The 25,153-nt window shown below is 71.7% G+C and carries 21 protein-coding genes; 8 read left to right on the forward strand and 13 right to left on the reverse strand.

Features of this window, described 5'->3' with window-relative positions; genetic code table 11:
• Window positions 1-77: 77 nt before the first annotated feature.
• Both bioD and IF22_RS0125235 read right to left on the reverse strand, forming a co-directional pair.
• A complete protein-coding gene (bioD, locus tag IF22_RS0125230) occupies window positions 78-803 on the reverse strand; it encodes a dethiobiotin synthase (RefSeq protein WP_030336129.1) in 726 nt (241 codons plus the stop codon).
• A gap of 114 nt (window positions 804-917) precedes the next feature.
• Complete coding sequence (locus tag IF22_RS0125235) at window positions 918-2,054, reverse strand: 8-amino-7-oxononanoate synthase (RefSeq protein ID WP_030336130.1); 1,137 nt, start codon at window positions 2,052-2,054, stop codon at window positions 918-920.
• A gap of 203 nt (window positions 2,055-2,257) precedes the next feature.
• On the opposite strand from IF22_RS0125235, the gene bioB reads away from it, so the two are divergent.
• The 3 genes from bioB to IF22_RS0125250 are packed head-to-tail and all read left to right on the forward strand — an operon-like array spanning window position 2,258 to window position 3,961.
• Window positions 2,258-3,253 (forward strand): biotin synthase BioB, encoded by a 996-nt coding sequence (bioB, locus tag IF22_RS0125240; protein ID WP_030336132.1) that lies wholly within the window; start codon window positions 2,258-2,260, stop codon window positions 3,251-3,253.
• A 5-nt stretch (window positions 3,254-3,258) separates the two neighbouring features.
• A complete protein-coding gene (gene bsaP / locus IF22_RS0125245) occupies window positions 3,259-3,450 on the forward strand; it encodes a biotin synthase auxiliary protein BsaP (RefSeq protein WP_030336135.1) in 192 nt (63 codons plus the stop codon).
• A gap of 4 nt (window positions 3,451-3,454) precedes the next feature.
• Window positions 3,455-3,961 (forward strand): GNAT family N-acetyltransferase, encoded by a 507-nt coding sequence (locus tag IF22_RS0125250; protein ID WP_030336137.1) that lies wholly within the window; start codon window positions 3,455-3,457, stop codon window positions 3,959-3,961.
• Between the two features lie 9 nt (window positions 3,962-3,970).
• On the opposite strand, the gene IF22_RS0125255 is transcribed toward IF22_RS0125250, so the two are convergent.
• Together IF22_RS0125255 and IF22_RS0125260 are read right to left on the reverse strand one after the other, a co-directional pair.
• The gene (locus IF22_RS0125255; protein WP_030336138.1) at window positions 3,971-4,498 is read right to left on the reverse strand and encodes a DUF488 domain-containing protein; all 528 of its coding nucleotides are present in this window, start codon (window positions 4,496-4,498) and stop codon (window positions 3,971-3,973) included.
• A 182-nt stretch (window positions 4,499-4,680) separates the two neighbouring features.
• Complete coding sequence (locus IF22_RS0125260) at window positions 4,681-7,584, reverse strand: glycoside hydrolase family 9 protein (protein ID WP_030336140.1); 2,904 nt, start codon at window positions 7,582-7,584, stop codon at window positions 4,681-4,683.
• Between the two features lie 355 nt (window positions 7,585-7,939).
• On the opposite strand from IF22_RS0125260, the gene IF22_RS0125265 reads away from it, so the two are divergent.
• The 3 genes from IF22_RS0125265 to IF22_RS0125275 all read left to right on the forward strand — a co-directional run bounded on the left by IF22_RS0125265 (window position 7,940) and on the right by IF22_RS0125275 (window position 11,130).
• Window positions 7,940-8,743 carry an LPXTG cell wall anchor domain-containing protein gene (locus IF22_RS0125265; protein ID WP_030336142.1) on the forward strand — a complete coding sequence of 268 codons (804 nt, stop codon included), beginning with the start codon at window positions 7,940-7,942 and terminating at the stop codon, window positions 8,741-8,743.
• Window positions 8,744-9,082: 339 nt separating this feature from the next.
• Window positions 9,083-10,648: an aldehyde dehydrogenase family protein gene (locus tag IF22_RS0125270; protein ID WP_030336144.1), complete on the forward strand. Its 1,566-nt coding sequence runs from the start codon at window positions 9,083-9,085 to the stop codon at window positions 10,646-10,648.
• Between the two features lie 77 nt (window positions 10,649-10,725).
• A complete protein-coding gene (locus IF22_RS0125275; RefSeq protein WP_030336146.1) occupies window positions 10,726-11,130 on the forward strand; it encodes a VOC family protein in 405 nt (134 codons plus the stop codon).
• Here the strand turns inward: IF22_RS0125275 and IF22_RS0125280 are convergent.
• From IF22_RS0125280 to IF22_RS0125295, 4 genes are all read right to left on the reverse strand, one after another.
• Window positions 11,127-12,185 (reverse strand): GNAT family N-acetyltransferase, encoded by a 1,059-nt coding sequence (locus IF22_RS0125280; RefSeq protein WP_030336148.1) that lies wholly within the window; start codon window positions 12,183-12,185, stop codon window positions 11,127-11,129. The genes IF22_RS0125275 and IF22_RS0125280 overlap by 4 nt on opposite strands.
• A 106-nt stretch (window positions 12,186-12,291) precedes the next feature.
• On the reverse strand, window positions 12,292-13,689 hold the full coding sequence (locus IF22_RS34000) for a DM9 repeat-containing protein (protein ID WP_051708776.1): 1,398 nt from the start codon (window positions 13,687-13,689) through the stop codon (window positions 12,292-12,294).
• Window positions 13,690-13,752: 63 nt separating this feature from the next.
• Window positions 13,753-14,457: an ACT domain-containing protein gene (locus tag IF22_RS0125290; protein WP_030336152.1), complete on the reverse strand. Its 705-nt coding sequence runs from the start codon at window positions 14,455-14,457 to the stop codon at window positions 13,753-13,755.
• Window positions 14,458-14,597: 140 nt separating this feature from the next.
• The gene (locus tag IF22_RS0125295) at window positions 14,598-16,322 is read right to left on the reverse strand and encodes an alpha-keto acid decarboxylase family protein (RefSeq protein ID WP_081884003.1); all 1,725 of its coding nucleotides are present in this window, start codon (window positions 16,320-16,322) and stop codon (window positions 14,598-14,600) included.
• A gap of 202 nt (window positions 16,323-16,524) precedes the next feature.
• Here IF22_RS0125295 and IF22_RS0125300 point away from each other — a divergent pair, with 202 nt between their 5' ends.
• A complete protein-coding gene (locus IF22_RS0125300) occupies window positions 16,525-17,604 on the forward strand; it encodes a phosphotransferase family protein (RefSeq protein ID WP_030336156.1) in 1,080 nt (359 codons plus the stop codon).
• Window positions 17,604-18,824: an acyl-CoA dehydrogenase family protein gene (locus IF22_RS0125305; RefSeq protein WP_030336158.1), complete on the forward strand. Its 1,221-nt coding sequence runs from the start codon at window positions 17,604-17,606 to the stop codon at window positions 18,822-18,824. Before IF22_RS0125300 ends, IF22_RS0125305 begins: the two co-directional genes overlap by 1 nt.
• Window positions 18,825-19,191: 367 nt before the next feature.
• On the opposite strand, the gene IF22_RS0125310 is transcribed toward IF22_RS0125305, so the two are convergent.
• From IF22_RS0125310 to IF22_RS0125330, 5 genes are all read right to left on the reverse strand, one after another.
• Window positions 19,192-20,238, reverse strand: a complete 1,047-nt coding sequence (locus tag IF22_RS0125310) for a LacI family DNA-binding transcriptional regulator (RefSeq protein ID WP_030336160.1) — start codon at window positions 20,236-20,238, stop codon at window positions 19,192-19,194.
• An 82-nt stretch (window positions 20,239-20,320) separates the two neighbouring features.
• Window positions 20,321-21,742 (reverse strand): GH1 family beta-glucosidase, encoded by a 1,422-nt coding sequence (locus IF22_RS0125315; RefSeq protein WP_030336162.1) that lies wholly within the window; start codon window positions 21,740-21,742, stop codon window positions 20,321-20,323.
• Complete coding sequence (locus IF22_RS0125320; RefSeq protein WP_030336164.1) at window positions 21,739-22,581, reverse strand: carbohydrate ABC transporter permease; 843 nt, start codon at window positions 22,579-22,581, stop codon at window positions 21,739-21,741. Before IF22_RS0125320 ends, IF22_RS0125315 begins: the two co-directional genes overlap by 4 nt.
• Window positions 22,582-22,591: 10 nt before the next feature.
• Window positions 22,592-23,563, reverse strand: coding sequence for a carbohydrate ABC transporter permease (locus IF22_RS0125325; RefSeq protein ID WP_030336165.1), 972 nt, complete (start codon window positions 23,561-23,563; stop codon window positions 22,592-22,594).
• Window positions 23,564-23,672: 109 nt separating this feature from the next.
• Entirely contained in the window at window positions 23,673-24,962 is a 1,290-nt protein-coding gene (locus IF22_RS0125330; protein ID WP_030336168.1) for an ABC transporter substrate-binding protein, read from the reverse strand.
• Window positions 24,963-25,153 lie beyond the last annotated feature (191 nt).

Raw genomic sequence — 25,153 nt, forward strand, 5'->3', positions numbered from 1 at the left:
CATCCCCGGTTGCGGGCCGACCACGCCCCGCAACCGGGGCGGAGCCCCGGCCCGCCCGGACACCGACGGTCAGGTGTTCAGCTGCTCTCCTCGGCCCAGACCCGCCAGTCGTCGAGCACGCCGTGCAGGGCCGGGGTGAGCCAACCCGGCGCGGACCGCCGGAACACACCCGGATCCATCGCCCCCGCGCCGTCGGGCAGCGCGCCGAGCAGGTTCGGCACCATGTCGGTGAGATTCGTCCAGTGCACCAGCTCCGGCCTGGTCGGCCAGGCACCGATCACCACGCCGGCCGGCACCGCCCGACGGTCCAGCGCCTCCAGCGTCAACGCGGTGTGGTTGAGCGTGCCCAACCCGGCGCGGGCGACCACCACCGCCGGCGCGCCGAGCGACACCGCCAGGTCCGCCATCGTCCACGGCTCACCCGACGGCCGCAGCCCCATCGGCACCAGCAACCCACCCGCGCCCTCGACCAACACCAGGTCGTGCTTGTCCGCCTCCGCACGCACCGCGTCCACCGCCGTGTACAACTCCAGCGGCGGCAGGTCGGCAACCCGCGCGGCAGCCAACGGTGCCAGCGGATCCGGATAACTCGCCAACGTCCGACCGGTCAACGGCGCAGCCAACCGGTTGACCGAGTCCACGTCACCGGGCTCACCACCGGCCGTACCGGTCTGACCCGGTTTGATCACCGCCACCCGCAACCCGGCCGCCTGCGCGGCGGCCGCGATCGCCGCGGTCACCACCGTCTTGCCGACCTCGGTGTCCGTCCCGGTCACCAGAACCGGCCCCGCCCACCCGCTCACGGCGACACCTCAGTTCGCGACTGCGGGGCTCGCAAACCCGGCTCACTCCTCGCGCTCACCGGACCACCCCTGTTCGCGACTGCGGGGCTCGCAAACCCGGCTCACTCCTCGCGCTCACGGTGCACTGTCCACAATGACGTCCAGCGCCCGCTCGAACGCCGCGCGCGGCACCCCCGCGCTGACAGTGAGGCGCAGGCGGGAACGGCTGTCCGGAGTGGACGGCGGCCGGAAACAACCCACCGCGACGCCCCGGTCCCGGCAGTCGGCCGCCCAGTCGGTCGCCGCCTCCGGCCCGGGGGCGGTCACCGAGATCACCGCCGCGTCCGGGGCGGAGACGGTCAGCCCGGCCGCCCGCAGGCGACCGACCGCGAGCGCCACCCGGTCGGACAACTCGGCGCGCAGGTCGTCACTGGCCTGGGCGAGCCGCAACGCGGCGTGCACACCGGCGGCGACCGCCGGCGGCAGTGCCGTGTCGAAGATGAACGTGCGCCCGGTCTCGATCAGGTGCCGGACGAACTCGGCCGGGCCGGCGACGACACCACCCGCGCCACCGAGCGCCTTCGACAGGGTGGCGGTGACCACCACGTCCGGCTCGCCGGCCAGCCCGCTGGCCGCGACCGCGCCCGCTCCGGCCGGGCCGGTGAGGCCGAGCGCGTGCGCGTCGTCGACCAGCAGCAACGCGCCGTCCCGGCGGGCCACGGAGTGCAGCCGAGCCAGTGGGGCGAGGTCCCCGTCGACCGAGAAGATCGACTCGGTCACCACCACCGCCGGACGACCGGGAGCGGACGCGAGCGCGGCGGCGACCGCGTCCACGTCGGCGTGCGGGGTAACCACCGTCTCGGCGCCGGAGAGCCGGCAACCGTCGATCAGCGACGCGTGGTTGTGCGCGTCGGAGACGAGCAGCGTCCGAGGTTGGACGAGCGCCCGCAGCGCACCGAGGTTGGCCAGGTAGCCGGAGGAGAAGACCAGGGCGCTGTCGGTGCCCAGCCAGCGGGCCAGGTCCTCCTCCAGCGCCCGGTGCGCGTCGGTGGAGCCCCGCACCAGGCGCGACCCGGTCGCCCCCAGCCCGTACGCCGAGAGTGCCGCCGTGGCCGCGGCGGTGACCTCCGGGTGGGTGGCCAGGCCGAGATAGTCGTTGCCGGCCAGATCGGTCATCTGGTCGTCGGCCGGACGCGGGCGCAGCCGCCGGGTGAGCCCGGCCTTCGCCCGCAGCTCGGCGCGGCGGTCGAGCGCCGCGAGCCAGTCCGCCACCGTCACCCTCCCCCGCTTGCCTGCCGGTCAGCCCGACACCCGCCGGGCGAAATTACCACCCGCCGCCACCGGCCCGGCGATTCCACTCGGTGTGCGGTGCCGACCGGGCTGCCAGGTCATTCCGGCTGATCGGAGAGCCGAGGCCTGCGACGGGCCCCGGCAGCGACCGAGGGCTTTGGCACAGGCCTAGTAGGGTACGAGCCATGCCAGAGATCCTCGACCAGGCCCGGACCCAGGTCCTGGGTGACGGTGTCGGCCTCGATCAGGCCGGCGTCCTCGCCGTGTTGAACCTGCCCGACGAGCACCTGCCCGCCGCCCTCCAGCTCGCCCACGAGGTGCGGATGCGCTGGTGCGGCCCGGAGGTCGAGGTCGAGGGAATCGTTTCGCTCAAGACCGGCGGCTGCCCGGAAGACTGCCACTTCTGCTCGCAGTCAGGCCTGTTCACCTCACCGGTGCGCTCGGTCTGGCTGGACATTCCGTCGCTGGTCGAGGCGGCGAAGCAGACCGCCGCGACCGGGGCTACCGAGTTCTGCATCGTCGCCGCTGTCCGTGGTCCGGACGCCCGGCTCATGAAGCAGATGCGCGAGGGTGTCGCCGCCATCAAGGCGGCGGTCGACATCCAGGTCGCCGCGTCGCTGGGCATGCTCACCAAGGAGCAGGTCGACGACCTGGTCGACATGGGTGTGCACCGGTACAACCACAACCTGGAGACCTGCCGGTCGTACTTCCCCAACGTGGTCACCACCCACTCGTGGGAGGAGCGCTGGGAGACGCTGCGGATGGTTCGCGACTCCGGCATGGAGGTGTGCTGCGGCGGCATCCTCGGCCTCGGCGAGACCGTCGAGCAGCGGGCTGAGTTCGCCGCGCAGCTCGCCGAGTTGGACCCGCACGAGGTGCCGCTCAACTTCCTCAACCCGCGCCCCGGCACCCCACTGGGTGACCGCCCGGTGGTCGAGGGCAAGGACGCGCTGCGGGCCATCGCCGCGTTCCGGTTGGCCATGCCGCGCACCATCCTGCGGTACGCCGGTGGTCGTGAGATCACCCTCGGCGACCTCGGCACCCGCGACGGTCTGCTCGGCGGCATCAACGCGGTGATCGTCGGCAACTACCTGACCACGCTGGGTCGACCGGCCACTGCCGACCTGGAGCTGCTCAACGAGCTGAAGATGCCGGTCAAGGCTCTCTCCGCCACGCTGTGACGACCATGACGACCACCGAGCTGTGGTGTGACCGGTGTGGTGAGGCGGCGACGGCCACCGCCCACCCGGGCTGCGCGTCGGCCCGCCAGTTGGAGCCGCCCCGGTTCTGCCAGCACTGCCGACGTCGGATGAAGGTGCAGGTGCTGCCGGTGGGCTGGTCGGCGGTCTGCGTCGAGCACGGCGAGATCCGGGGCTGAGCGGGTGCTGCGCGGGCGGGCGGTGACCCTACGACCGGCGACGGCCGCGGACGTGCCGGCCCTCACGGCGATCCGGGCCGACCCGGAGGTACGCCGGTGGTGGCGGGGCGGCGACGACCTGGCCGATTCGGTGCGCGCCGACCTCGCCGACGACGACCTGCACGTGTATGCGATCGAGCACGACGGCCGGGTGATCGGCGCGATCCAGTGGTACGCCGAGTCGGACCCGGACTACCGGCACGCCAGCCTGGACGTCTTCCTCGACCCGGCGGTACGCGGTGCCGGCCTCGGCGGTGACGCCATCCGCACCCTGGCCCGGCACCTGATCGACGAGTACGGCCACCACCGCTTCACCATCGATCCGGCGGCGGCGAACAGCGCCGCCATCCGGGCGTACGCGAAGGTCGGTTTTCGGCCGGTGGGGGTGCTGCGCCGTTACGAGCGGGGCGCGGACGGCCGCTGGCACGACGGCCTGTTGATGGACCTGCTCGCCGACGATCTCGTGGAGTGAGTGGAAGTCTCAACCGTCCCAGCACAGCTGCCCGTCGGGGAGTCTGCGGGCGCCCTCGGCGGGCTGGTGAGGGCTGAGCCGCCCGTCCGGCAGCAGATGCGCCACCGGCGTCCCGTGACCGAGAACCGCGACGTCGGCGATCAGCCGGCGGTGGCAGCGCCACCACAGGCTCTCGCTGCACATCACCGCGGTGCTCCGCTGGGCCGCGTCCGCCAGCACCCCGGTCAGCGCCGCGTCGAACTCCGGCGTGCGGGTGTGCGCGGCGTACGCCCGGAACGCCGCGACCTTCCACCAACTGTCCGGCTCGGGCTCCCCGGCGGGGATGTGTCGGCGTCCACCGAGGCGCGGCTCCCAGCGGTAGTCGATCCCGTACTCGGGCAGCCACCGCTCAAGCTCCTCCCGCCGTACGTCCGGATTGGTGCGGCTGGCGGGGTACCGCCGCACGTCCACCACCAGGGCCACCCCGGCCCCGGTCAGCAACTCCCCCAGCCGCACCCGGTCGGCTGCGCCGTGCCCGACGGTCAACAACTGCGCCACCACGCCAAGATGCCCTGAATCGCGGCGCGTTATCCCCGACCCCTCGGACGAGATCACCGGGTCGGTGCGGGCGGGCAACCGGCTGGTCCCGCCAGCGGCCGGTTTTCGGCGACAAAAGGGGATCGTGGGCGGTTGCCGTTCCGCGGCGAGAACGGCAACCACCCACGATCTCGCGATGCGGGTCAGGCGATGGTGCAGGTGGTGTTGTTGACGGTGAAGGCGGTCGGCTTCGGGTTGCTGCCGTTGTGGTTGCCGTTGAAGCCGAAGCTCACCGACGCGCCCGGCGCGATCGTGCCGTTGTAGGACAGGTTCGTGGCGGTGACCGCCGTGCCGGTCTGGCTGACCGTCGCCGACCAGCCCTGGCTGACGGTCTGCCCGCCGGCGAAGCTGAACCGCAGGGTCCAGCCGTTGATCGCGGTGGTGCCGGTGTTGGTGATCGACACGTTGGCGGTGAAGCCGGTGCTCCAGTCGGTGGTGGCGTACCCCACCGAGCAGGTGCCACCGACCGGCGGGGCCGCGGTGGTCACCGCTACCGGCGCGGACGCCGCGGAGGTGTTGCCCGCCGCGTCCACTGCCACCACGTAGAACTGGTAGGCGGTCGAGGCGGTCAACCCGGTCACCGCGACAGTGGTGCCGGTGGGTGAGCCGACGAGCGCGTCGGTGGTGCCGGCCTCGCGGTAGACCCGGTACCCGGTGACGCCCACGTTGTCGGTGGACGCCGCCCAGCTCAGTGTGAGTCCGGTCGCGGTGACCGCCGAGGCGACGGGGGTGCCGGGCGCGGTCGGTGCGGTGGTGTCCGGTGCCGGTCCGGCCGGCGTGGTGACGCTGACGGCAGCCGACGACGCCGACCGGTTGCCGGCGCCGTCGAGGGCCCGCACGGTGAACTGGTACGTCCGCTCCGGCAGCAGCCCGGTCACCGCGAGCGTGTTGGTGGTGGCGGTCCGCAGCACCAGCGCGTCGCTGCCGGTCTGCGACTGGGTGATCTCGTAGCCGGCCAGGCCGCTGCCGCCCGTGTCGGTGGACGCCGCCCAGGTCAGCGTGAGTCCGCTCGACGTGACGGCGGACGCGGCGGGTGTGCCGGGGACGGTCGGCGCGGTGGTGTCCGGGACGACCGGGCCGGGCTCCTCGCCCCAGACGCGGGTGGTGCCGGAGTAGAGCGGCACCTTCCGGTTCGGCCCGGCGGTGGCCTGGTACGACGGGTCGTTGGTCGGGTCCCAGGTGCCGCCCTCCGGCACGCCCACCTTGAACTGGACCTCCATCCGGTGCTGCGACTGACCTGCCGGGGCGATGGTGTACCCGGTGCAGTCCACCTCGACGTACCAGATGTCCCCGCTGAACTGCTTGGCGGTGGTCGGGGACGGGCAGCCCTGGGTGTAACCGGCGGTCACCTGCACCGGGCCGGTGCCGTCGGGCCGGAAGTAGTACCGGAACTTCCCGTCGGTCAGCGCGCGGGCCGGGAACGCGGACTTGTTGTAGACCATCACCTTGAGCCCGGTGGCCCGCGGTTCGGCCTGCGCCACAGTGGTCTCCACCGTCAGCTCGTCGATGTCCGGCGTCTCGGCGACCGGGAAGTTCGCCAGCGGGGTGCCGCCGTACTCGGAGGTCAGCCGGACCAGCGCGGAGGTGAAGCCGGCGTTGTAGTCGGTGGCCACCTCGTTCATCACGTAGTCCGACCGGCTGTCGCTGTACGCGTCGTTGGCCGAGGACGGGCCGCCGACCAGCGCGCCGTAGAGGGTGTGCCGGGTCTCGACGGGCACGGTCTGGCTGTCCCACCAGGAGCCGTGCGCGGTGCGGTGGTGCGGGTTCTTCGGTGAGTTGGCGCCGAACCCGATGACGTAGCTGGAGTTGCGCGGGTTGTCGCCGAGCGCGTAGTTGATCTGCCGGACGGCGAAGTCGTGGTAGCGCGCCTTACGGGTGGTGTCGGTGGTCTTGTCGCTGTAGACCAGCGCGGCGAACGAGGTGTTCGCGGCGTAGCGCAGCGCGCCCCAGGAGTCGAGCACCGCCATCCCGCCCGGCGAGTACGGCACCCGCTGCCCGTTCACCCCGACGGTCCAGTAGTCCAGCCACCGGTTGGCGTCGTCGACGTACTTCTGCTTGCCGGTCAGGTTGGCCAGCAGCACGTACGCCCCGAACTGCTTGTTGTCCCAGGCGATGGTCCACTTGTAGGAGCGGGTGGTGGTCTGGTTCTCGGTGCCGAGCTTGTCGTACTCGCTCTCGGCCTTGGTCAGGTAGCTGGCCTCGCCGGTGGCCCGGTGCAGCCAGATCGCGGCCCAGACCAGCTCGTCCTGCCAGCCGCTCCAGGACCGGTAGAAGCTCGTGGCGTCGGTGATGCACTCGTGGTAGGCCTTGCGCACCGTGTCGGCGAAGGTGTAGAGCTGCCGGGCGTGCCCGAGCAGCTTGTCCGCGTAGGCGGCGTCGGTGGGCCGGAACACCATCGAGGAGGCGGCCATCGCCGCCGCCGTCTCCCCCGCCAGGTCCGCGCCGCCACAGCTCGCATCGATCTTGTACGCGGGCCGCGCCATCGGCATCACCTCGGCCGGGCCCCACCACTTGTGGTCGTCGTCGCCCTTGCCGACCTGTCCGTAGAGGACGTTGGCGGACGGGTGCGCCTTGATGAAGTAGTCGTTGACGAAGCGCAGGTTGTTGAGCAGGTGCGGCAGTTGCCCGGAGGCGGTGTAGCCGCTGCGGTACTCGACGGCGCCCCAGGCGAGCATGGTGGCGCTGAACGCCATCGGGAAGCCGAACTTCACGTGGTCGCCGGCGTCGTACCAGCCGCCGGTGAGGTCGACACCCGCGCTGGCACCGTCGGTGAGCGCGCTGTCGCCGCGCCAGGAGACCCGGTTCCAGTCGGGCAGCCGGCCGGACTGCTGCGCCTCGTAGAAGAGCAGCGACTTCTGCAACGCCTCGGCGTAGTTGTAGGTCGCCGCTGGCGCGGCCGAGGCGGGCGCGGACGGCGGCGCGGTCACCGCGAGGGACGCGCCGGTGAGCAGCGCGACGCCGATGGCCAGCAGTCGCCGTGGCCAGGGCTGGTCGGCGGCCGGTGACCGGCCGGGCTGGCCGCTGAACGGCCGGGTCAGGTGGCGCATGGCGGGCTCCTGTCGGAGGCGCCGCCGGCGGTCGCACCGACGCGGGACGGCGTACGGGCGGCACGGCCACCGGCGACAGCGGGGGTGGCGGTGTGACCATGGGCCGTGGAAGCGCTCCCATGGATAGTCGACAATGTAATGTGCACGTCGTCGAATGGGAAGCCCGCGTTGCGCGCCAGCGCCGCAGCCCTCGCGAGCGTTACGGCGACACGCGCACGCCAGCCCGGAAGGTCGACCTGGAAGGCACTTCCCGTCCAAGACGTCGTCCCAGCTCAGACCGGTTGGCCGATGCCGTCGGCAGGCCCCCCGCATGGGATCATGGGCGGCCCCCTCGACCAATCCCGAAGGATTCCTCATGCCACTGCGTCGGCGCCTGACGCGCGCGGCCGTCCGCACGGCCACCGTCACGGCCGTTCTCGCCATCGCCTCCCCGGCCTGGGCATCGAGCATCGTCCCCCTCAACCCCGCCCACGCGGGCGCCACGGCGGGGACGTTCCAGCAGGAGTGCCAGGACCCCAAGTTCGGCACGCGACCCACCAACCAGGACGGCTGGCACTTCGTGCTGCCCACCAGGCGCGCCGGTGACTTCCAGAGCCTGACCTTGACCTTCAAGGACACCTCGGGCGTCTCGGTGACGGTGACGGTGCCGAACCCCACGGATCCGTACACCGACTTCCTGTCCGCCAACGGCGGCGGCGACAAGCAGGTGAAGCACGCCTACCTCTTCACCCCGGCGGGATGGACGTTGACCGGCGGCAGCGCCCAGGTCAGCGGCGAGGGCGACAAGTTCAACCTCAGCCACACGTGCGCCGGCGCCGGCACCACCGCGTCGCCGACCCCGACCACGCCGACCACGCCGATCACGGAGACGCCGACGCCGACGCCGGCGCCGACCACCGACTCGCCGACGCCGACCACCCCGACGCCGACCACTCCGGTCACGTCGACGCCGACGGGCTCGCTCTCGCCGTCGGAGTCGGTGGCGCCCGGCGGATCAGCCTCGACCCCGGGAGGCGCTGGCGGCGGCGACAACGGGGGCAGCCTCCCGCTCACCGGCGTGGCCGTCACCAGCATCGCCCTCGGCGGTGTCGCCCTGATCGGTGGCGGCGCCCTGCTGATGATGCGTCGCCGACGCGACCGGATCACCTTCACCAGCTGACCGACGAACACCCACGACCGGTTCCGGACATCGCTCCGGGGCCGGTCGTGGGCGTTTCGCATGCCTCGCTCCTCCACATCGGAGGTCCCCCGGCCCGCCTTTCGTACTGACGGGTAACCAAGCCAACAACGTCACAACATTCATGCATTTCGATGAAGTGTCCGCCGTACCCGCTGTTCACGGCCCTTCGTCGCGAGTCGAACACCGGACGACTTCGGCCGGCCGGCGCCCAGCCAGACAAACGTACGGTTGCTGACCGACTACCGCGCGCGGGACAGTACCGACCATCAGCGGTGCCGTCGACGCCGCCGCTCCCCGGTCAACCCTGAGGAGAACGCGATGGCACTACGACTCGCCGACGGCACCGCCTGGACCGACATCCTGGCCCGCGCGGTGGCCGCCACCCCGGAGGCGTTCGGTCCCCAGGTCGACGGCGTCACCACACTGCACAACCTGGTCGAAGGCGAATGGCGGGCAGTCGGCCAGCCCGCCGCGGTTCGTACCCCGGTGGACAACACCGTCCTGGTCAACCTGCCCCGCCTCGACGCCGACACCGCCCGCGCCGCCGTCGCACACGCGGCCACCGCGCACCGGGCCTGGGCGCAGACCCCGCTGGCCGACCGCAAGGCCCGGGTCGCCGACGCCCTCGACTCGCTCACCGCCCACCGCGACCTGCTCGCCCTGCTGCTGGTCTGGGAGATCGGCAAGCCGTGGCGGTTGGCCTGCGCCGACGTGGACCGGGCGCTCGACGGCGTCCGCTGGTACGCGGGCGAGATCGACCGGATGCTCGCCGACGGCCGCGAGCCGCTACCCGGCCCGGTCAGCAACATCGCCTCGTGGAACTACCCGATGAGCGTCCTGGTGCACGCCGAGCTGGTGCAGCTCCTGGCCGGCAACGCGGTCATCGCCAAGACCCCGTCCCAGGGCGGCGCGGTCTGCCTGACCGTCGCGCACGCGCTGATGCGCCGCGCCGGGCTGCCCGCCACCCTCGTCTCCGGCAGCGGCGCCGAGCTGTCCGAGGTGCTGGTCCGGGCACCCGAGATCGGTGCGGTGGCGTTCGTCGGCGGCCGGTCCAACGGCGGCAAGGTGGCCGCCGCGCTGCTCGACAGCGACAAGCGGCACTTCATCGAGCAGGAGGGCCTCAACGCCTGGGGCATCTGGAACTTCTCCCAGTGGGACCTGCTCGCCACCCACCTGAAGAAGGGCTTCGAGTACGGCAAGCAGCGCTGCACCGCGTACCCCCGGTTCGTGGTGCAACGCGACCTGGTCGACGAGTTCCTCGACATGTACCTGCCGGTCGTCCGCTCGGTCCGCTTCGGTCACCCGCTCGCCGTCGGCGACGACTGGGCCGCCGGTGACCCGCTGCCCGAACTGGACTTCGGTCCGCTGATCAGCGCCGCCAAGGCCGAGGAGCTGCACCGCAAGGTCGACGAGGCGATGCGGGGCGGCGCGATTCCCCTGCACCGGGGCAAGCTCACCGGCGCGCCGTTCCTCCCCGGGCAGGACACGTCCGCGTACGTGGCGCCGTCGGTGCTGCTCGCCCCGCCCGGCCGGTCCCGGCTGATGCACGCCGAACCGTTCGGGCCGGTCGACACCATCGTCGTGGTGGACACCACCGACGAGCTGCTGGCCGCCATGAACGCCTCCAACGGCGCGCTCGTCGCCTCGCTGGCCTGTGACGACACCGACGAGGCCGGCAAGCTCGCCGTGGACCTCCAGGCGTTCAAGGTGGGCATCAACAAGCCACGCTCACGCGGCGACCGGGACGAACCGTTCGGCGGCCGGGGCGCCTCCTGGAAGGGCGCGTTCGTCGGCGGCGACCTGCTGGTGCAGGCCGTCACCGTCGGCGGCGACAGCCGGCTCTACGGCAACTTCCCCGACTACAGCAGCTACCCCGCCACCTGACCGAGGTGCGCGGCGAGGGCCTCCGTCGACAGGCAGGGGGCTCTCGCCGCGACGTGCCGTTGGCGTACCGTCCAGTGATGGCCATGATCGCGCAGCTCTCGCTGGGAGTGTCCGACGCGGACCGGGCGGGGGCATTCTGGGCCGCCGCCCTCGGCTACCGTCGACGCCCGCCCCGCCATCCCGGCGACGAGTGGATCGTGCTGGAGCCGCCGCCCGGAATGCCCGGCGCTGCCATCGCGATGGACCTCAGCGAGAGCCCGGCCGAGGAGTTCCCCCGCGTCCACCTCGACCTGGACGCCGGTGAGCGCACCCTCGACGAGGAGGTCGACAGGTTGCTGACCCTCGGCGCCCAGCGTGTCGACTGGCGGCACTACCCGACCGATCCACTCCCGACCGAGCCCCCGTACGTGGTGCTCGCCGACCCGGAGGGCAACCGGTTCTGCGTGTCGGGTCGGCGCGAACCGCCCGAGGGCCCCCGCTAGCCGCCCGGTACGGTCACCGCGGCCGGGGCGGCGAGCGGCACCGTGCAGCTGAGCACTGTGCCGTCGCGTTCGGTGGCGGCGGGCCGGTCCAGCCGGCGCAGGGTACGCAGCATCGGTGCGTTCTCGGCCTGCACGTGCAGCACGAGCGCCGCGTAGCCGGCCGCGTCGGCGTGCCGCACCAGCCGGCGCAGCAACGCCGTGCCGAGGCCCCGCCGCTGCCAGTCGTCGCGCACCAGCAGCGCCACCTCGGCCTCGTCGCCCTCGCCGAGCAGGTTCGCCATGGCGACCACCGACTCCGCCGCGCCGTCGACGGCCACCGTCATGGCCAGCAGGGTCAACCCCCGCTCCGGCTCCAGCACCCGGCGCAGCCGGGCCGGCTGGGGCAGCGACGCTCCGCCCAGATAACGCCGCTGCCGGCTTCGCGGGGAACAACCCTCGTGCAACTCCAGAACGCCCGACAGGTCGTCCGCGCACGCCGGCCGGACGGACACCTCGGCGCCGTCGGGCAGCACCAGGGTGACCTGTTCGGCGGCCCGCCGCGCCACCGTGGCGGCCAGCTCGACAAGGGCCTGCGCCCGCGCGTACTCCGCCGGGGTGAACGCGGGCGCCGCCCGGCCCAGCGTGAACGCGCCGCCCGCCGGATCGGCCAACGACATGCTGGTACCGGCGATGCCCCGCTCGACGCCGGTCGACGCCGGTCGCCAGCTCACCGAGTCGGCGCCGAGCAGCGTCCGCAGGGCCTCACCTGTCGAATCCGGGTCCCGCACCAGCCTGTTGGCGAGACCGAGCATCCGGGTGGGCTGGTCGACCAGGCCACGCGCCTCGCTGCGCGCCACCCAGCAGTCCCGCCCACGACCACGCTCGACGGCCGCGACCAGTTCGGCCTCGTCGAGCGTGTCCGGTGCGTCGACCAGGAAGTCGTCCACCGCGCCCTGCTCGGTGGGCTGCACCTGCACGGTGAGGATGTTGACCCCGCGCAGCGCGAGGCTGGCCGTGAGCACCGACAGGTAACCCGGCCGGTCGTCCACCGTCGCTCGGATCCGCCACAACGTCATGGTTGGCTCCCTTCACCGGGTACCACCCTCGTCTCCCGCTGTTGCCTCCCGATTGCCCGGCGGTGACGGGTAGCGCTCAGGCCGATGTCCCCGCCCGGGTGTTCCGCTACGCGGTGCGGCCGCGGTAGCCGATGGGGCCCTCCCCGACCCGCTGGTAGGTACCCAGGAACCCACCGTCGCCGAAGGCGACAGTGCCGTTGTTACCGCGCAGGTCCCGCCAGGCCAGCCTGGTGACCGGGCGGCCGGCCGCGGCCACCGAGAGGAGCAGGTCACCCGAGCGGTGCCACCCACCGGCCCAGCCCTCCTGGGTGGAGAAGCGCCGAGCCTCCTTGGCGACGGTGTCGCGCTGGGTCAGCCGGCCACGGAACTCCGTCGGCTCTCCGCCCGGCTGCCGCCGCCAGCCGTAGAAGGCGGCCTGCTGCTTCTCGAACGTGATCGCGTACTCGGCGCCGGACTCGTCGGCCCAGGCCACCTGCTCGAGAACGGCCTGCTCGCCGCGGTCGATGAAGATGGTGATGTCGCCGGCGTCGCTGGCGTACCGCAGCACCGGCTCGGCGATCGCCCGCCGTTCGAGGGCCAGTCCCGCCTGGTCGTGTGCGTGCATCGGGTCGATCGTCACCCGGTACAGCCACAGCATGCTGCGGGCGTCGACACCGCTCTCGATGCGCAGCGTGTTCCGGCCGGCCGTCAACTCCTCGGCCGGCACCGCGAAGACCAGCCGTTGCGGGAGCCCGCCGCCGTTGGGGATCCGCAGCCGGTTGGCCAGTGGCCTGCCGTTGAGGCGGACGGTGAGCGGGGCGTACCCGGGCGCCCGGGAGAGCATCGACGCGAGTGCCCGGACGGCGACACAGGCCTCGCCGACGACGGCCGGGTCGGGCACGTCGAACTCCAGCTCGACCGACCCGCCGGCCCCGATGGCCAGGTGGTCGCCGGCGGCCGAGGAACGGTCGACGCCGGTGATCGTGACGTTCCCGACGCGGGGCGGCTCGGTGCCGAAGTCGGCGTAGGTGGGGTCCATCTGGATCCCGGGCCGCCGCCCGCTCGCCGGCGCGGCAGCCGGCGACCGCAGCAGCACCTCGTAGGACCGGGCGGTCCGCTCGGCGTTGCCGTATCCGATGTTGGCGGCGCCGAAGGCCGACCGCACCTTGCCGATGTGCAGGGCGCCCGGCCCGACCGCCGCGCGGGCGACGTAGAGCGGTTCGCCGTCAGCCTCGTGGCCCGCCGGCAGCGCGTCCGCGGGCACCGCCCCACCGGACGCGACGCCCCAGACGCCGTGGTCCATCAGCACCTCGTACTCGTCGACGCGGACCTCCGCGCCGGCCCAGGTGGTCTTGGCGGCGCCGAAGGCCGGGCGGACCTCGCCCGGGTGCACGCCGCCACGCATCCGGACGCGGCACACCCACAGGGGCTCACCGTCCGCCGCGTACCCGTGCGGTACCGCGCCCGCCGGGATCGCGCCACCGCCGGCTGCCTCCCAGCGATATCCATCGAAAGCCAGGTCCATTCCGGAGAGGCTAGATCAACAGGGTCGGGCCTCGCCGACCACCCAACCCCGGTGGGTGGCGGCTCAGGGATTGACGGTGACCGGCGGTACGCCGACCAGGTCCAGCCGGTCCCCGAGGATCACCGCGCAGGCCCGGACGAGCTGGGAGAGCCGGTCCACCTCGGTGGTGTGGAACGCGGCGGCGCTGAGCGTGTCGCTGTGCTCCCGGGCCACCACCAGGACCAGGCCGGCCCGTCCGAACGGCGCGACCGCGTGGTGGGTGCCGTCCGCCGTGGTCAGGGACCGGCCGCGCAGCGGCGTCACCTCGGGCAACCGCAGCGGTACGGGTGCCCGCCAACTGGCGTGCCCCACGGTCGCCCCGGGGCCACCCCCGGACCGCGAGGCCCAGTCCAGCGGGACCACCGCCGCCACCGCCCAGTCGGCCGCCAGCAGACCGGGCACCGCGTCGACAAGGGTGGCCAGCCCGTCGGCCGGGTTGGCCGCCACCTGGGCCAGCAGCTCGGCGTCCTGGCCGGTGGTGGTGGGCGCGCCGATCGCCCGCCACACCCCGTCCACGCGGACGCCGGGGATCGCCGCCAGCCCTGCCAACAGTCCCTCCACCCGGGCGGCGCCAGGCCAGACCACAGTGAAGTCGTCCACCGCGCGCCCGCCGAGCCGCTCCAGGACCACCACCTGGACGATGTCCGCGCCGGAGACGCCGAGCGTGCGGGCGACCTGGCCGAGGGTGCCCGGACGGTCCGGCAGGGTGACCCGAACTCGCAGCAACATGTCTGTCCCTCCGCTCGGCGGCCGGCGGCGGCCGGCAGGCTGGTCACAGCCTGGTCGTTGACCATTTCGTCCCTGTTGCAGGGGCATGTCCCGAGCGGAAATTTGCGGGTTGACGGCCGGCGAAGGGCCCGGCCGGGGCGCTACGGCAGCCCACCCAGGGGCAGGACCGGCGTGGAGGCGAGCTGCGCGTGGTAGTCGGCGGCGGACGTCTCCCGACCCCACTGCGGCATTCCGGTGGGCAGGTCCAGTGGGTCGGTCTCCACCTCGACGAGTGTCAACTGGGCCGGCCGTCCGTCGATGCCGGCCAGGATGGTCGCGAGTTCACCCTCGGTACGGGCCACGTGGGCGGTGAAGCCCTGCTCTCGTGCGAACACGGCGGGCAGTTCGGTGTACCGCCAGTTGTCGATGTCGTTGTACGGCTGGTGCCGCCCGTCGACGGCCCGTTCGACCGTGTAACCGCCGTTGTTGACCACGATGATGACCGGACGTTGGTTCGTGGCGAGCATCCGGCTGATCTCCTGCACTGTCAGTTGGAGAGATCCGTCGCCGGTCACGAGCACCGTCCGTCGATCCGGTGCCGCCACCCCGGCACCGAAGGCGGCCGGGGTGGCGTAGCCGATCGAGCCCCAGATGGGCGGCCACACGACCGTGACGTCGGCGGGCAGTCGCATCGTCGCCGCGCCGAAGGACGGGGTGCCGGTCTCCGGAACGAAGATGTCCCCCTCACGCAGCATGCTCTGGATCGCCGGCCAGAGCCGGGCCTGCCGGATCGGTTCGTTGTTCGACGGGTCGAGTGCGGGCGGATCGGCCGCCAGCAGCGGCGCGCGTGACCACTGCGCCGTACGGTTCGGGGCGATCTCGTGCAGGCAGCGCAGCGCCGCCGGCAGGGCCACCGGGGCGAAGCGGGTGCCCGCGACGACTGCGGCGTCCCGGTGCAGGCTGATGACCCGGTCCACCGTGATGTCGGCGGTGAACAGGCCGTCCCAGTCGAAGAACGTGGTGCCCAGACAGACGAGCGCGTCCGCGCCCTCCACGACCGCGCGGACCTCGTCGACGCTGTCACCGCCGTTGTAGACGCCCACGTAGTGGGGGTCGGACTCGTCGAGCAGTCCACGTCCCAGCGACTGTGCGGCGACCGGCCAGTTCCGTTCGGCGGCCATAGCCGTGACGGCGGCGCCGAGGTGGAAGCGGATCGGCAGGTTCCCGACGAGCATGGCGGGCCGCTCGACACCGTCGAGCAGCCGCCGGGCGGCCGTGGCGAAGGCGTCGAGCTGCCCGGCCGCCACGACCGGCTCGGGGCGGGTGAACCGTCGCCCCGGCCGGGCGATTTCGGCGTGGGCCACGTCGCCGGGCATCCGGACGTAGACCGGACGCTGCTGCGACCAGCACTCGGTGAGCACCCGGTCGACCTCCCCCAGGGCGTTCTGCGGGGTCAGCGAGGTCTGGGCGACAGTCACCTCTCGCGCCACCCGTACCCAGTGGTCGAAATCGCCGTCGGCGAGCGAGTGGTGCATGGAGGTGTGCTGTCGCATGATCTCCTCGGTCGGACCGCCGACGATCGAGACGATGGGTACCGACTCCGCCATGGCCCCGGCCAGCGCGTTGACCGCCGACAGCTCACCGGGACCGAACGTCGTGAGGATCGCTCCGACGCCGGCGAGGCGGGCATACCCGTCGGCGCTGAAGCCGGCGTTGAGCTCGTTGCAGCTGCCGACCCACTCGATCCCGTCGAACGCCTCGATCTGGTCGAGGAAATCCATGTTGTAGTCGCCTGGCAACCCGAAGACATGGCGCACCCCGAGGTCGTAGAGCCGGCTGAGCAACAGCTCACCCACCGTCGTCGTGCCCCCGCTCGCCTTCACCACGATTGACCCCCGTCGCTCCGGGGGCCGCCTCCGCGGCCCACCATCAAGACCATATCGGGGCGATTGCCATGAAAGGCGTGGATTGTTCCCCTTGAGACGCGCCCCCGGCGGCGGCGCTGGCCCGCGTGGCCGAAGCCCTCCCGACGAGACGTGCGGTGAATCTGACCTTGACAACGTGAACGGGCTGCCATCAACTGGTCGGATGAGTGATCCGGCCGTCGATGCGTCGCGGCCGGAGGCCGTCCCCACCTCACCCGCGGGTCTGCCCCTGGACCGTCTCGCCGACCACCTGGCCAAGCACCGACCCGAGCTGGTCGTCGGGCCGTTGCGCGCCCAGCTGATCGCCGGCGGCAAGTCCAACCTCACCTACCTGCTGCGCCTCGGCGACCGCGAGGTAGTGCTGCGCCGCCCCCCGCTGGGGCACGTGCTGGCCACCGCGCACGACATGGGGCGCGAGTTCCGGGTCATCTCGGCGCTCGCGCCGACCGAGGTGCCGGTGCCGGGCGCGCTGCTGCTCTGCACCGACCCGGACGTCATCGGCGCACCGTTCTACCTGATGGAACGGATGCCCGGCGAGGTGTTCCGCACCCGCGCGCAGACCGACCCGCTGGGCGACGAACGACGCCACGACCTCGCCATGGCGATGATGGACACCCTCGCCGCGCTGCACAGCGTCGAACCGTCCGCCGTCGGGTTGGCTGACTTCGGCCGCCCCGAGGGCTACCTGGCCCGGCAGGTGCGCCGGTGGGCCGGTCAGCTCGACCGCTCCCGCAGCCGCCCGCTGGCCGGCATCGACGAGCTGCGTGACCTGCTCGCGGCGACCGCCCCGGAGGGTGCGAACGCCGGCCGGATCGTGCACGGCGACTACCGCCTCGACAACCTCCTCGCCTCGGCCGACCCCGTCGCCGTGCACGCGGTGCTCGACTGGGAGATGGCCACCCTCGGCGACCCCCTCGCCGACCTGGGGCTGCTGCTGACGTACTGGGACGTGCTCGGCGGCAGCGACACCGCCGAGGGCAACCCCGTCGCGGACGGGCTCGGCCCGCGCGCCGGCTTCCCCACCGGCGGCGAGCTGATCGACCGGTACGCCGGGCGCAGCGACGTCGACGTCGGACCACTGCACTGGCACGTGGCGCTGGGCTGTTTCAAACTCGCTGTCATCTGCGAGGGCATCCACTACCGCCACACGCTCGGGCAGACGCTCGGCGAGGGCTTCGACCGGATCGGCGAGATGGTGGCACCGCTGGTCGCACACGGGCTGACCGCCGCCAGGGAGCGGTGATGGACTTCTCATACGACAGCCGGACCGAGGAGCTGCGCGACGAGCTGACCCGGTTCCTGACCGAACACGTCTACCCGGCCGAGCCCGTGCACGCCGAGCAGGTGGCCGCCGGGGACCCGTGGTCGCGTACCCCGGTGTTGGCCGAGCTGAAGGCGGAGGCCCGCAAGCGCGGCCTGTGGAACCTCTTCCTGCCCGACCCGCGCTACGGCGCCGGCCTGACCAACCTCCAGTACGCTCCCCTGGCCGAGCTGACCGGGCGCAGCCCGCACCTCGCGCCCGAGGCGGTCAACTGCGCGGCACCGGACACCGGCAACATGGAGTTGCTGGCCGAGTTCGGCTCGGAGACGCAGCGGCAACGCTGGCTGATGCCGCTGCTGGAGGGTGAGATCCGCTCGGCGTTCTGCATGACCGAGCCGGACGTCGCCTCCTCCGACGCCACCAACATCGCCACCCGGATCACCCGCGACGGCGACGAGTACGTGATCAACGGACGGAAGTGGTGGTCGTCGGGCGCGATGGACCCGCGCTGCGAGATCTTCATCGTGATGGGCAAGACCGACCCCACCGCGGACCGGCACCGCCAGCAGAGCATGGTGCTGGTCCCCCGGGACACCCCCGGTGTGACGGTGCGCCGGGGGATGACCGTCTTCGGCTACACCGACGGCTCCCACGGCGGGCACGCCGAGATCGACTTCACCGACGTCCGGGTGCCGGCGGAGAACCTGATCGGCGCCGAGGGCACCGGCTTCGCCATCGCGCAGGCCCGCCTCGGCCCGGGCCGCATCCACCACTGCATGCGGCTGATCGGGATGGCCGAACGGGCACTGGAGCTGCTCTGCCGCCGGGCCAACGACCGGATCGCGTTCGGCCGGCCCCTGGCGGAGCAGGGCGTCGTGCGGGAGTGGATCGCCGAGTCCCGGGTCCGCATCGAGCAGGCCCGGCTGCTGGTGCTCAAGACGGCGTGGCTGATGGACACCGTCGGCAACAAGGGCGCGCACACCGAGATCCAGGCCATCAAGATCGGCACTCCGGCGATGGCGGAGTGGGTGATCGACAAGGCCATCCAGGGGTACGGCGGCGCCGGCGTCAGCCAGGACACCCCACTGGCCGCCCTCTGGGCGCAGACCCGCACCCTGCGCCTCGCCGACGGCCCCGACGAGGTCCACCGCAACTCCCTGGCCAAGCGCGAACTCCGCCGCTGGGCCCCCACCTCCGCCTGACCGCCGGGCACCAACCCTGCCCCACTCACCCGCCCCGCGCACGCCCACCGCGGCCCCGCACGCCGCACGCCCCGCCCGCACGCCCCGCGCAACCCGCCCGCACGCGCCGCACGCCCCGACACCTGAAGATCGCGCTCGATCCTGGATGTAGTGGTGTGCGGTCGCCGGGAGGCCACTCGATCCAGGATCGAGCACGATCTTGCCCTGTCGGCCTTCTTGATCATGAGGTTGGCGAGTCGAGATGCCGGGAATGTCCAGGCCAACCTCATGATCGACGCGGGGGGCGCTGTGCGGGGCGCGCGCTGTGCGGGGCGCGGGGTGCGCGCTGTGCGGGGCGCGGGCTGTGCGGGGTCCTGGGGGCGTGGGGTTAGGCGGAGGCTCGGTGGACCAGTTGGGTGTCCAGGAGGATGTGGGAGGCGGGTAGCTCCTCGCCACGGATCCGGGCCACCAGCAGGCGGGCCATCTGCCGGCCCATCTCCTCCACCGGCTGGAAAACGGTGGTCAGCGGCGGCTCCGCCTGACGGGCGATCGTCGCGTCGTCGAAGCCGATCACCGCGACGTCCCGTGGCACCCGCCGGCCGGCCTCGCGCAGGGTCCGCAGCGCGCCGAACGCCATCAGGTCGGAGGCGACGAACACCGCGTCCAGGTCCGGGCAGACGTCCAGCAGCCGACGCATGCCGGCCGCGCCGCTGCCCTCGCTGAAGTCGCCGTACGCGATCAGGTCGGGGTTGACGCTGGCCCCGGTGGCCTTGACCGCCTCGGTGTAGCCGGCCAACCGGGCCAGACCGGCGCCCATGTCCTGCGGACCGGCGATGGTGGCGACGCGTCGCCGCCCCTGCCCCGTCAGGTACTCCACCGCCTGCCGGGCCCCGCCAACGTTGTCCACGTCGACGAACCAGGCCGGTTGGGCGCCGGGTTGGAGCATCCGGGCGGGCCGACCGCCGAGCACGGCGGGCAGGCCGCGCTCCTCCAGCAGCGTCGGCAGCGGGTCGGAGTCGTGCAACGACAGCAGCAGGACGCCGTCGACGTGTTGGTTGGTGAGGTGGTGCTCGACCCGCTCCCGCTCCACCGGCGACTGGGCCATGGCCAGCCAGAGCTGCATCGGCGTCTCCAGCAGCCCGGAGCTGATCCCCCGCACGATCGAGGCGAAGAACGGCTCGGTGAAGACCCGCTCGCCGGATTCGGAGACCACCAGCGCGACCGAGTCGGTCCGCTGGGTGACGAGCGCGCGGGCGGCCCGGTTCGGCACGTACCCCAGCTCGGCGATGGCCTGTTGGACCGCGGCCCGGGCCTCCGGGCTGACCTGGGGCGAGCCGTTGACCACGCGGGAGACCGTGCCCCGACCGACGCCGGCACGCGCCGCGACCGCGTCGAGGGTCGGGCGCCCGAGCGACCGGGTGCGCTGCGTTGTCATCGTCTGCTCCTCCGACGGCGGGCGGACCCGGCGCCACCTGCGGGAGGTGGACGCCGGGGCCGTCCTGATGGCTGGCCCGAGCCTATTGTGCGGCCAGACCGTTGCGCCGGATCACCGAGGCGTACCACTTGGCGCTGGACTTGGGGGTGCGGACCTGGCTGTCGTAGTCGACGTGGATCATGCCAAACCGCTTGGTGTAACCCCAGGCCCATTCGAAATTATCCATCAACGACCAGGCAAAGTATCCCCGCAGCGGCACCCCGGCGTCGATCGCCTCGTGGGCGGCGCGCAGGTGGGCGTCGAAGTAGGCCAACCGATCGACGTCGTCGACCTGCCCGTCGACCACCGAGTCGACGAACGCGGAACCGTTCTCGGTGACGTACAACGGCAGCTCGGTGTAGCCGTGCACCCGACGCAGCGTCTCGGTCAGGCCCGGGGCGTCGATCTCCCAGCCCATGTCGGTGACCGGGACGCCGCGGCTGACGAACCGGACGTCCTCGCTGCCCGGCCAGCACGAGGGGGCCGGGTCGGCCGGGACGCCCTCGACCGGCGCGGCGACGACGTGCCGGCTGTAGTAGTTGACCCCGACCAGGTCCAACGGCGTGGAGATGGTCGCCAGGTCGCCGTCGCGCACGTGGTCGAAGTCGGTCACCGTGCTGAGGTCGGCAACCAGGTCCTCCGGGTACGACCCGCGCAGCAGCGGGTCCAGGAAGAACCGGTTGGCCAACCCGTCGATCCGCCGGGCGGCGTCGCGGTCGGCGGGGGTGTCGCTGGCCGGGTCGACCGGGTAGAGGTTGACGGTCACGCCCACCTCGGCGGTCGGCCGGGCGGCCCGCAGCGCCTGCACGGCCAGGCCGTGCCCGAGCATCAGGTGGTGACCGGCGCGCACCGCGTCCGCTCCGTTGGTGCGGCCGGGGGCGTGCACCCCGGAGCCGTAGCCGAGGAACGCCGAGCACCACGGCTCGTTCAGCGTGGTCCAGTAGCGCACCCGGTCGCCGAGCGCGTCGGCCATCACCGTCGTGTAGTCGGCGAAGCGGGCCGCGGTGTCCCGGGCCGGCCAGCCGCCGGCGTCCTCCAGCGGCTGCGGCAGATCCCAGTGGTAGAGGGTGAGCCACGGCTCGATGCCGTTGGCCAACAGCTCGTCGACCAGCCGGCGGTAGAAGTCCAACCCCTGCGGGTTGACCGCGCCGCTGCCGGCGGGCTGCACCCGCGACCAGGAGACCGAAAAACGGTACGACTTCAGGCCCAGCTCGGCCATCAGCGCGACGTCCTCACCGAGGCGGTGGTAGTGGTCGCACGCCACGTCACCGGTGTGCCCGGCGACGACCCGGCCCTCGGTGTGGCTGAAGGTGTCCCAGATCGACGGGGCGCGGCCGTCCTCGGCCGCCGCCCCCTCGATCTGGTACGCCGCCGTCGCGGCCCCCCAGAGGAATCCGGGTGGAAAGGTCAGCCCCGGGCGCTCGTCGAGGACGTCGACGGCGGGTGGGCTGGCGGGGTTGCTCACGACTTGACGGCACCTTCCATGATCCCGCCAATGATCTGGCGGCCGAACACGAGGAAAACGATCACCAGGGGGATGGTGCCGATCGCCGTAGCGGCGAACACCTGGGAGTAGTCGGTGTAGTAGGCGTACGAGAGGAAGGAGAGCGAGACCTGCAGGGTCGGGTTCTCCGGGGTGAGGATGGCGTACGGCCAGAGGAACGAGTTCCAGGTCTCCATGAAGGTCAGCAGACCGAGGACGCCGGCGGCGGGCCGCAGCGCGGGCAGCACGATGCTCCAGTAGATCCGGAACGTGCTCGCCCCGTCGACCCGGCCGGCCTCGATCAGCTCGTCGGAGATCGCCTGGCTGGCGTACTGCCGCATCATGAACACGCCGAAGGCGGTGACCAGGAACGGCACGGTGACCGCGTAGAGGGTGTCGTACCACCCGAGGTCCTGCATCATGCCCCAGAGCGGGATGAGCCCCATCTGGGTCGGGATCATCATGGTGACGATGATCGCCAGCAGGAGGATGTTGCTGCCGCGGAACTTCAGCTTGGCGAAGGCGAACCCGGCCAGCGAACCGGTGAGCACCACCGAGACGGTGACCACCGAGGAGACGATGATCGAGTTCATCATGCCGGTGAGGAAGTTGGCGGCGTCGTTGTCGAGCACCCGCCCGAAGTTGTCACCGAACGCGCCGCCGGGAGTCAGCGGGGGTGGCACGTCGTTGATGTTGTCCAGGCTGCGGGTGCCGATCACCAGCATGTAGTAGAACGGGTAGATCGACAGCAGCGCCGCCAGGACGAGCGCCACGTAGGTCAGCGGGCTGGTGCGCCACAGGCGCTGGGAAGCCGAGATCATCGATCTCTCCTCACTTCGCCGAGCGGCGGACGAGTAGGAAGTTGAACAGCGACACCACGATGATGATCATGAAGATCGCCCAGGCCACCGCGGCTCCGTAGCCGGCGCTGTTCAGGTTCACGATGCCCATCTCGTACATGTACATGGCCAGCGTCTGGAACTCCCGCTGGTTGCCGCCGATGATGTTGCCGTTGCCGAAGAGCAGCGGCTCGGTGAAGAGCTGCATCCCGCCGATCGTGGACAGGATGACCACGAAGATGAAGGTGGGCTTGAGCATGGGCAGGGTGATCTGCCAGAACTGTCGCCACGGACTGGCGCCGTCGATCTCCGCGGCCTCGTAGAGGTCCTTCGGGATCGCCTGCATGCCGGCGAGCAGGATCAGGGTGTTGTACCCGGTCCACCGCCAGTTGACCATGGAGGAGATGGCCGTCCATGAACTCCACCGGTGCCCGTCCCAGTCGACCGGGTCGACACCGACGAAGCTGAGCAGCCAGTTGAACAGGCCGAACTCCCGCTGGAACAGCATCCCGAAGACGATCGCGACCGCTGCCACCGACACCACGTTCGGCATGAAGATGGCCATCCGGAAGAAGGTCTTGGCGCGCAGGAAGGTCCGGTTGAGCAGGTTCGCCAGGAAGAGGGCGAGCAACAACTGCGGGATGGTCGACAGGGCGAAGATGCCGAACGTGTTGACCAGCGCGTTCCAGAAGTACTCGTCGGACAGCAGCCGGGTGTAGTTGTCGAAGCCGATGAACGTGTGCTCGCCGATCATGTCCCAGTCGTGCAGTGACATCCAGGCGGTGCGCAGCATCGGGTACAGCCCGAAGATGCCGAAGATCAGGAAGAACGGGGCGATGTAGAGGTACGGCGAGTACTTGACATCGAGGCGGTTGAGTAATCTCCCCCGGCGACGTCGCCGAGAGACGTCGGGAGAAGGCGGTGCTGCTGGCGACGGCCGTGCCGTCGTGGCCGACAGGCTCATGCGAATTTCCTTTTCCGGCGAGGCCCGGGGGCCCTCGCGCAGGGCGCTACGCGGAGGGGACCGGCCGGTGGCGTCCGGGAAGCCCCGAACGCCACCGGCAGGGAATCACTCAGAAGGCACCCTGAGTCTTTGCGTCCTTCGTGAACTGCTCCCAGGCCTTCGCCTTGTCGGCCTGCCCGTTCTCGAACGCCCGCAGAGCCGGCTCGAGCGCGTTCTCCTTGACCGCCTGGTGCTTCGGGCCCAGGTGGATCGGCTGGATCTTGGCGACGCTCTCACCGAAGATCTTGCCGGTCGGCGCGTTGCTGAAGTACTCGTTGGTGTAACCGAGGAACGCCTGGTCCTTCAGCGCCTCCAGGTTGGTGGGCAGCGGGCCCTTGAGCTTGAAGGCCTCCACCTGGCTCTTGGCGTTGGTGAGGTACTCGGCGAGCTTCGCCGCCTCCTTCGGGTACTTGCTCTGCGCCGGAACCGCGAGCCACGAGCCGCCCCAGTTACCGCCGCCGCCCGGCACGGACGCGACGTCCCACTTGCCCTTGTTGGCCGGACCGGAGTTGTCCGAGACGATGCCGAGCATCCAGGACGGGCAGAAGGTCGCCGCGAAGGTGCCCTGCTTGAAGCCACCCGACCACTCCGGCGACCAGGTGGACGCCTTGGCGGAGATGTCGGCCATCGACGTGGCGGTGTCCCAGGCGTTCTTCACCGCGGGGCTGGTGTCCGCGATGATGTTGTCTTCCTTGTCGTAGAACAGATCACCGTTGCCCTGGAAGAGCACGCCGTTGGAGACGGCGGTGATCGAGTCGATGAACGCCTTGCCGCCGCTGCCCTGCTTGTACTTCAGACCGGCGTCGTGGAAACCCTTCCAGTCCGGCCAGAGCGCCGACACCTGGTCGCGCTCGGTGGGCAGGCCGGCCGCCTGGAACAGGTCCTTGCGGTAGCAGACGGCGAGGCTGCCGACGTCGGTCGGCAGGCCGATCAGCCGACCGTCCGGCGCCTTGCCGAGCTCCCACTTCCAGGGCAGGTACTCCTTCGAGTGGTCCCCCACCAGCGGCGCGAGGTCCTCCCAGTTGCGCGCGTTGGGCTTGAACTCGTTGAGGATGCCCTCTTCCAGCGCGGTGACGTCCGCCGCGCCCTTGCCGGTGGCCAGGTAGCGGACCAGCTTCGGCCGGTACTCACCGAGCTGCGCGGTCTTGCGCAGCTCGACCTTGATGCCGGTGTCCTTCTCGTACTGCTTGACAAGCTCGTCGTAGCCCATCTCGCCGAACGTGTCGACGACCAGCTTGGCCGGCTTCTCGCCGGCCGCCGGCTTCTCGTCGTCCTTGCCACAGGCCGCGAGACCGCTGATTGCGGTGATCGCGGCCAGGGCGGCGGCTGCCAGGCGGGTACGCCGCGTGGTGACACTCATGCGCTGACCCCTCTTTCCGGTGGTGAGGCTGGATGGGTGTGGTGGGGGGTGCCCGTCGCGCCAGGCCGGGGATTCGTGAGTGAGCCACGCCACCTCCGGGAGCGCTCCCATGAGATTGCCGGCGGGTAACGGGAGTGTCAATAGGGCGATGGGAGCGTTCCCAGATCGTTACCGCTGATCACTCGGGCAAC

It is taken from the genome of Micromonospora parva, from assembly GCF_000718515.1.
GTDB classification, from domain to species: domain Bacteria; phylum Actinomycetota; class Actinomycetes; order Mycobacteriales; family Micromonosporaceae; genus Micromonospora; species Micromonospora parva.

Coding starts and splice junctions, on each gene's coding strand:
- bioB (WP_030336132.1), top strand. CDS start 2,258: ATGCCAGAGATCCTCGACCAGGCCCGGACCCAGGTCCTGGGTGACGGT.
- bsaP (WP_030336135.1), top strand. CDS start 3,259: ATGACGACCACCGAGCTGTGGTGTGACCGGTGTGGTGAGGCGGCGACG.
- IF22_RS0125260 (WP_030336140.1), bottom strand. CDS start 7,584: ATGCGCCACCTGACCCGGCCGTTCAGCGGCCAGCCCGGCCGGTCACCG.
- IF22_RS0125265 (WP_030336142.1), top strand. CDS start 7,940: ATGCCACTGCGTCGGCGCCTGACGCGCGCGGCCGTCCGCACGGCCACC.
- IF22_RS0125270 (WP_030336144.1), top strand. CDS start 9,083: ATGGCACTACGACTCGCCGACGGCACCGCCTGGACCGACATCCTGGCC.
- IF22_RS0125275 (WP_030336146.1), top strand. CDS start 10,726: ATGGCCATGATCGCGCAGCTCTCGCTGGGAGTGTCCGACGCGGACCGG.
- IF22_RS0125280 (WP_030336148.1), bottom strand. CDS start 12,185: ATGACGTTGTGGCGGATCCGAGCGACGGTGGACGACCGGCCGGGTTAC.
- IF22_RS34000 (WP_051708776.1), bottom strand. CDS start 13,689: ATGGACCTGGCTTTCGATGGATATCGCTGGGAGGCAGCCGGCGGTGGC.
- IF22_RS0125290 (WP_030336152.1), bottom strand. CDS start 14,457: ATGTTGCTGCGAGTTCGGGTCACCCTGCCGGACCGTCCGGGCACCCTC.
- IF22_RS0125300 (WP_030336156.1), top strand. CDS start 16,525: ATGAGTGATCCGGCCGTCGATGCGTCGCGGCCGGAGGCCGTCCCCACC.
- IF22_RS0125305 (WP_030336158.1), top strand. CDS start 17,604: ATGGACTTCTCATACGACAGCCGGACCGAGGAGCTGCGCGACGAGCTG.
- IF22_RS0125310 (WP_030336160.1), bottom strand. CDS start 20,238: ATGACAACGCAGCGCACCCGGTCGCTCGGGCGCCCGACCCTCGACGCG.
- IF22_RS0125320 (WP_030336164.1), bottom strand. CDS start 22,581: ATGATCTCGGCTTCCCAGCGCCTGTGGCGCACCAGCCCGCTGACCTAC.
- IF22_RS0125325 (WP_030336165.1), bottom strand. CDS start 23,563: ATGAGCCTGTCGGCCACGACGGCACGGCCGTCGCCAGCAGCACCGCCT.
- IF22_RS0125330 (WP_030336168.1), bottom strand. CDS start 24,962: ATGAGTGTCACCACGCGGCGTACCCGCCTGGCAGCCGCCGCCCTGGCC.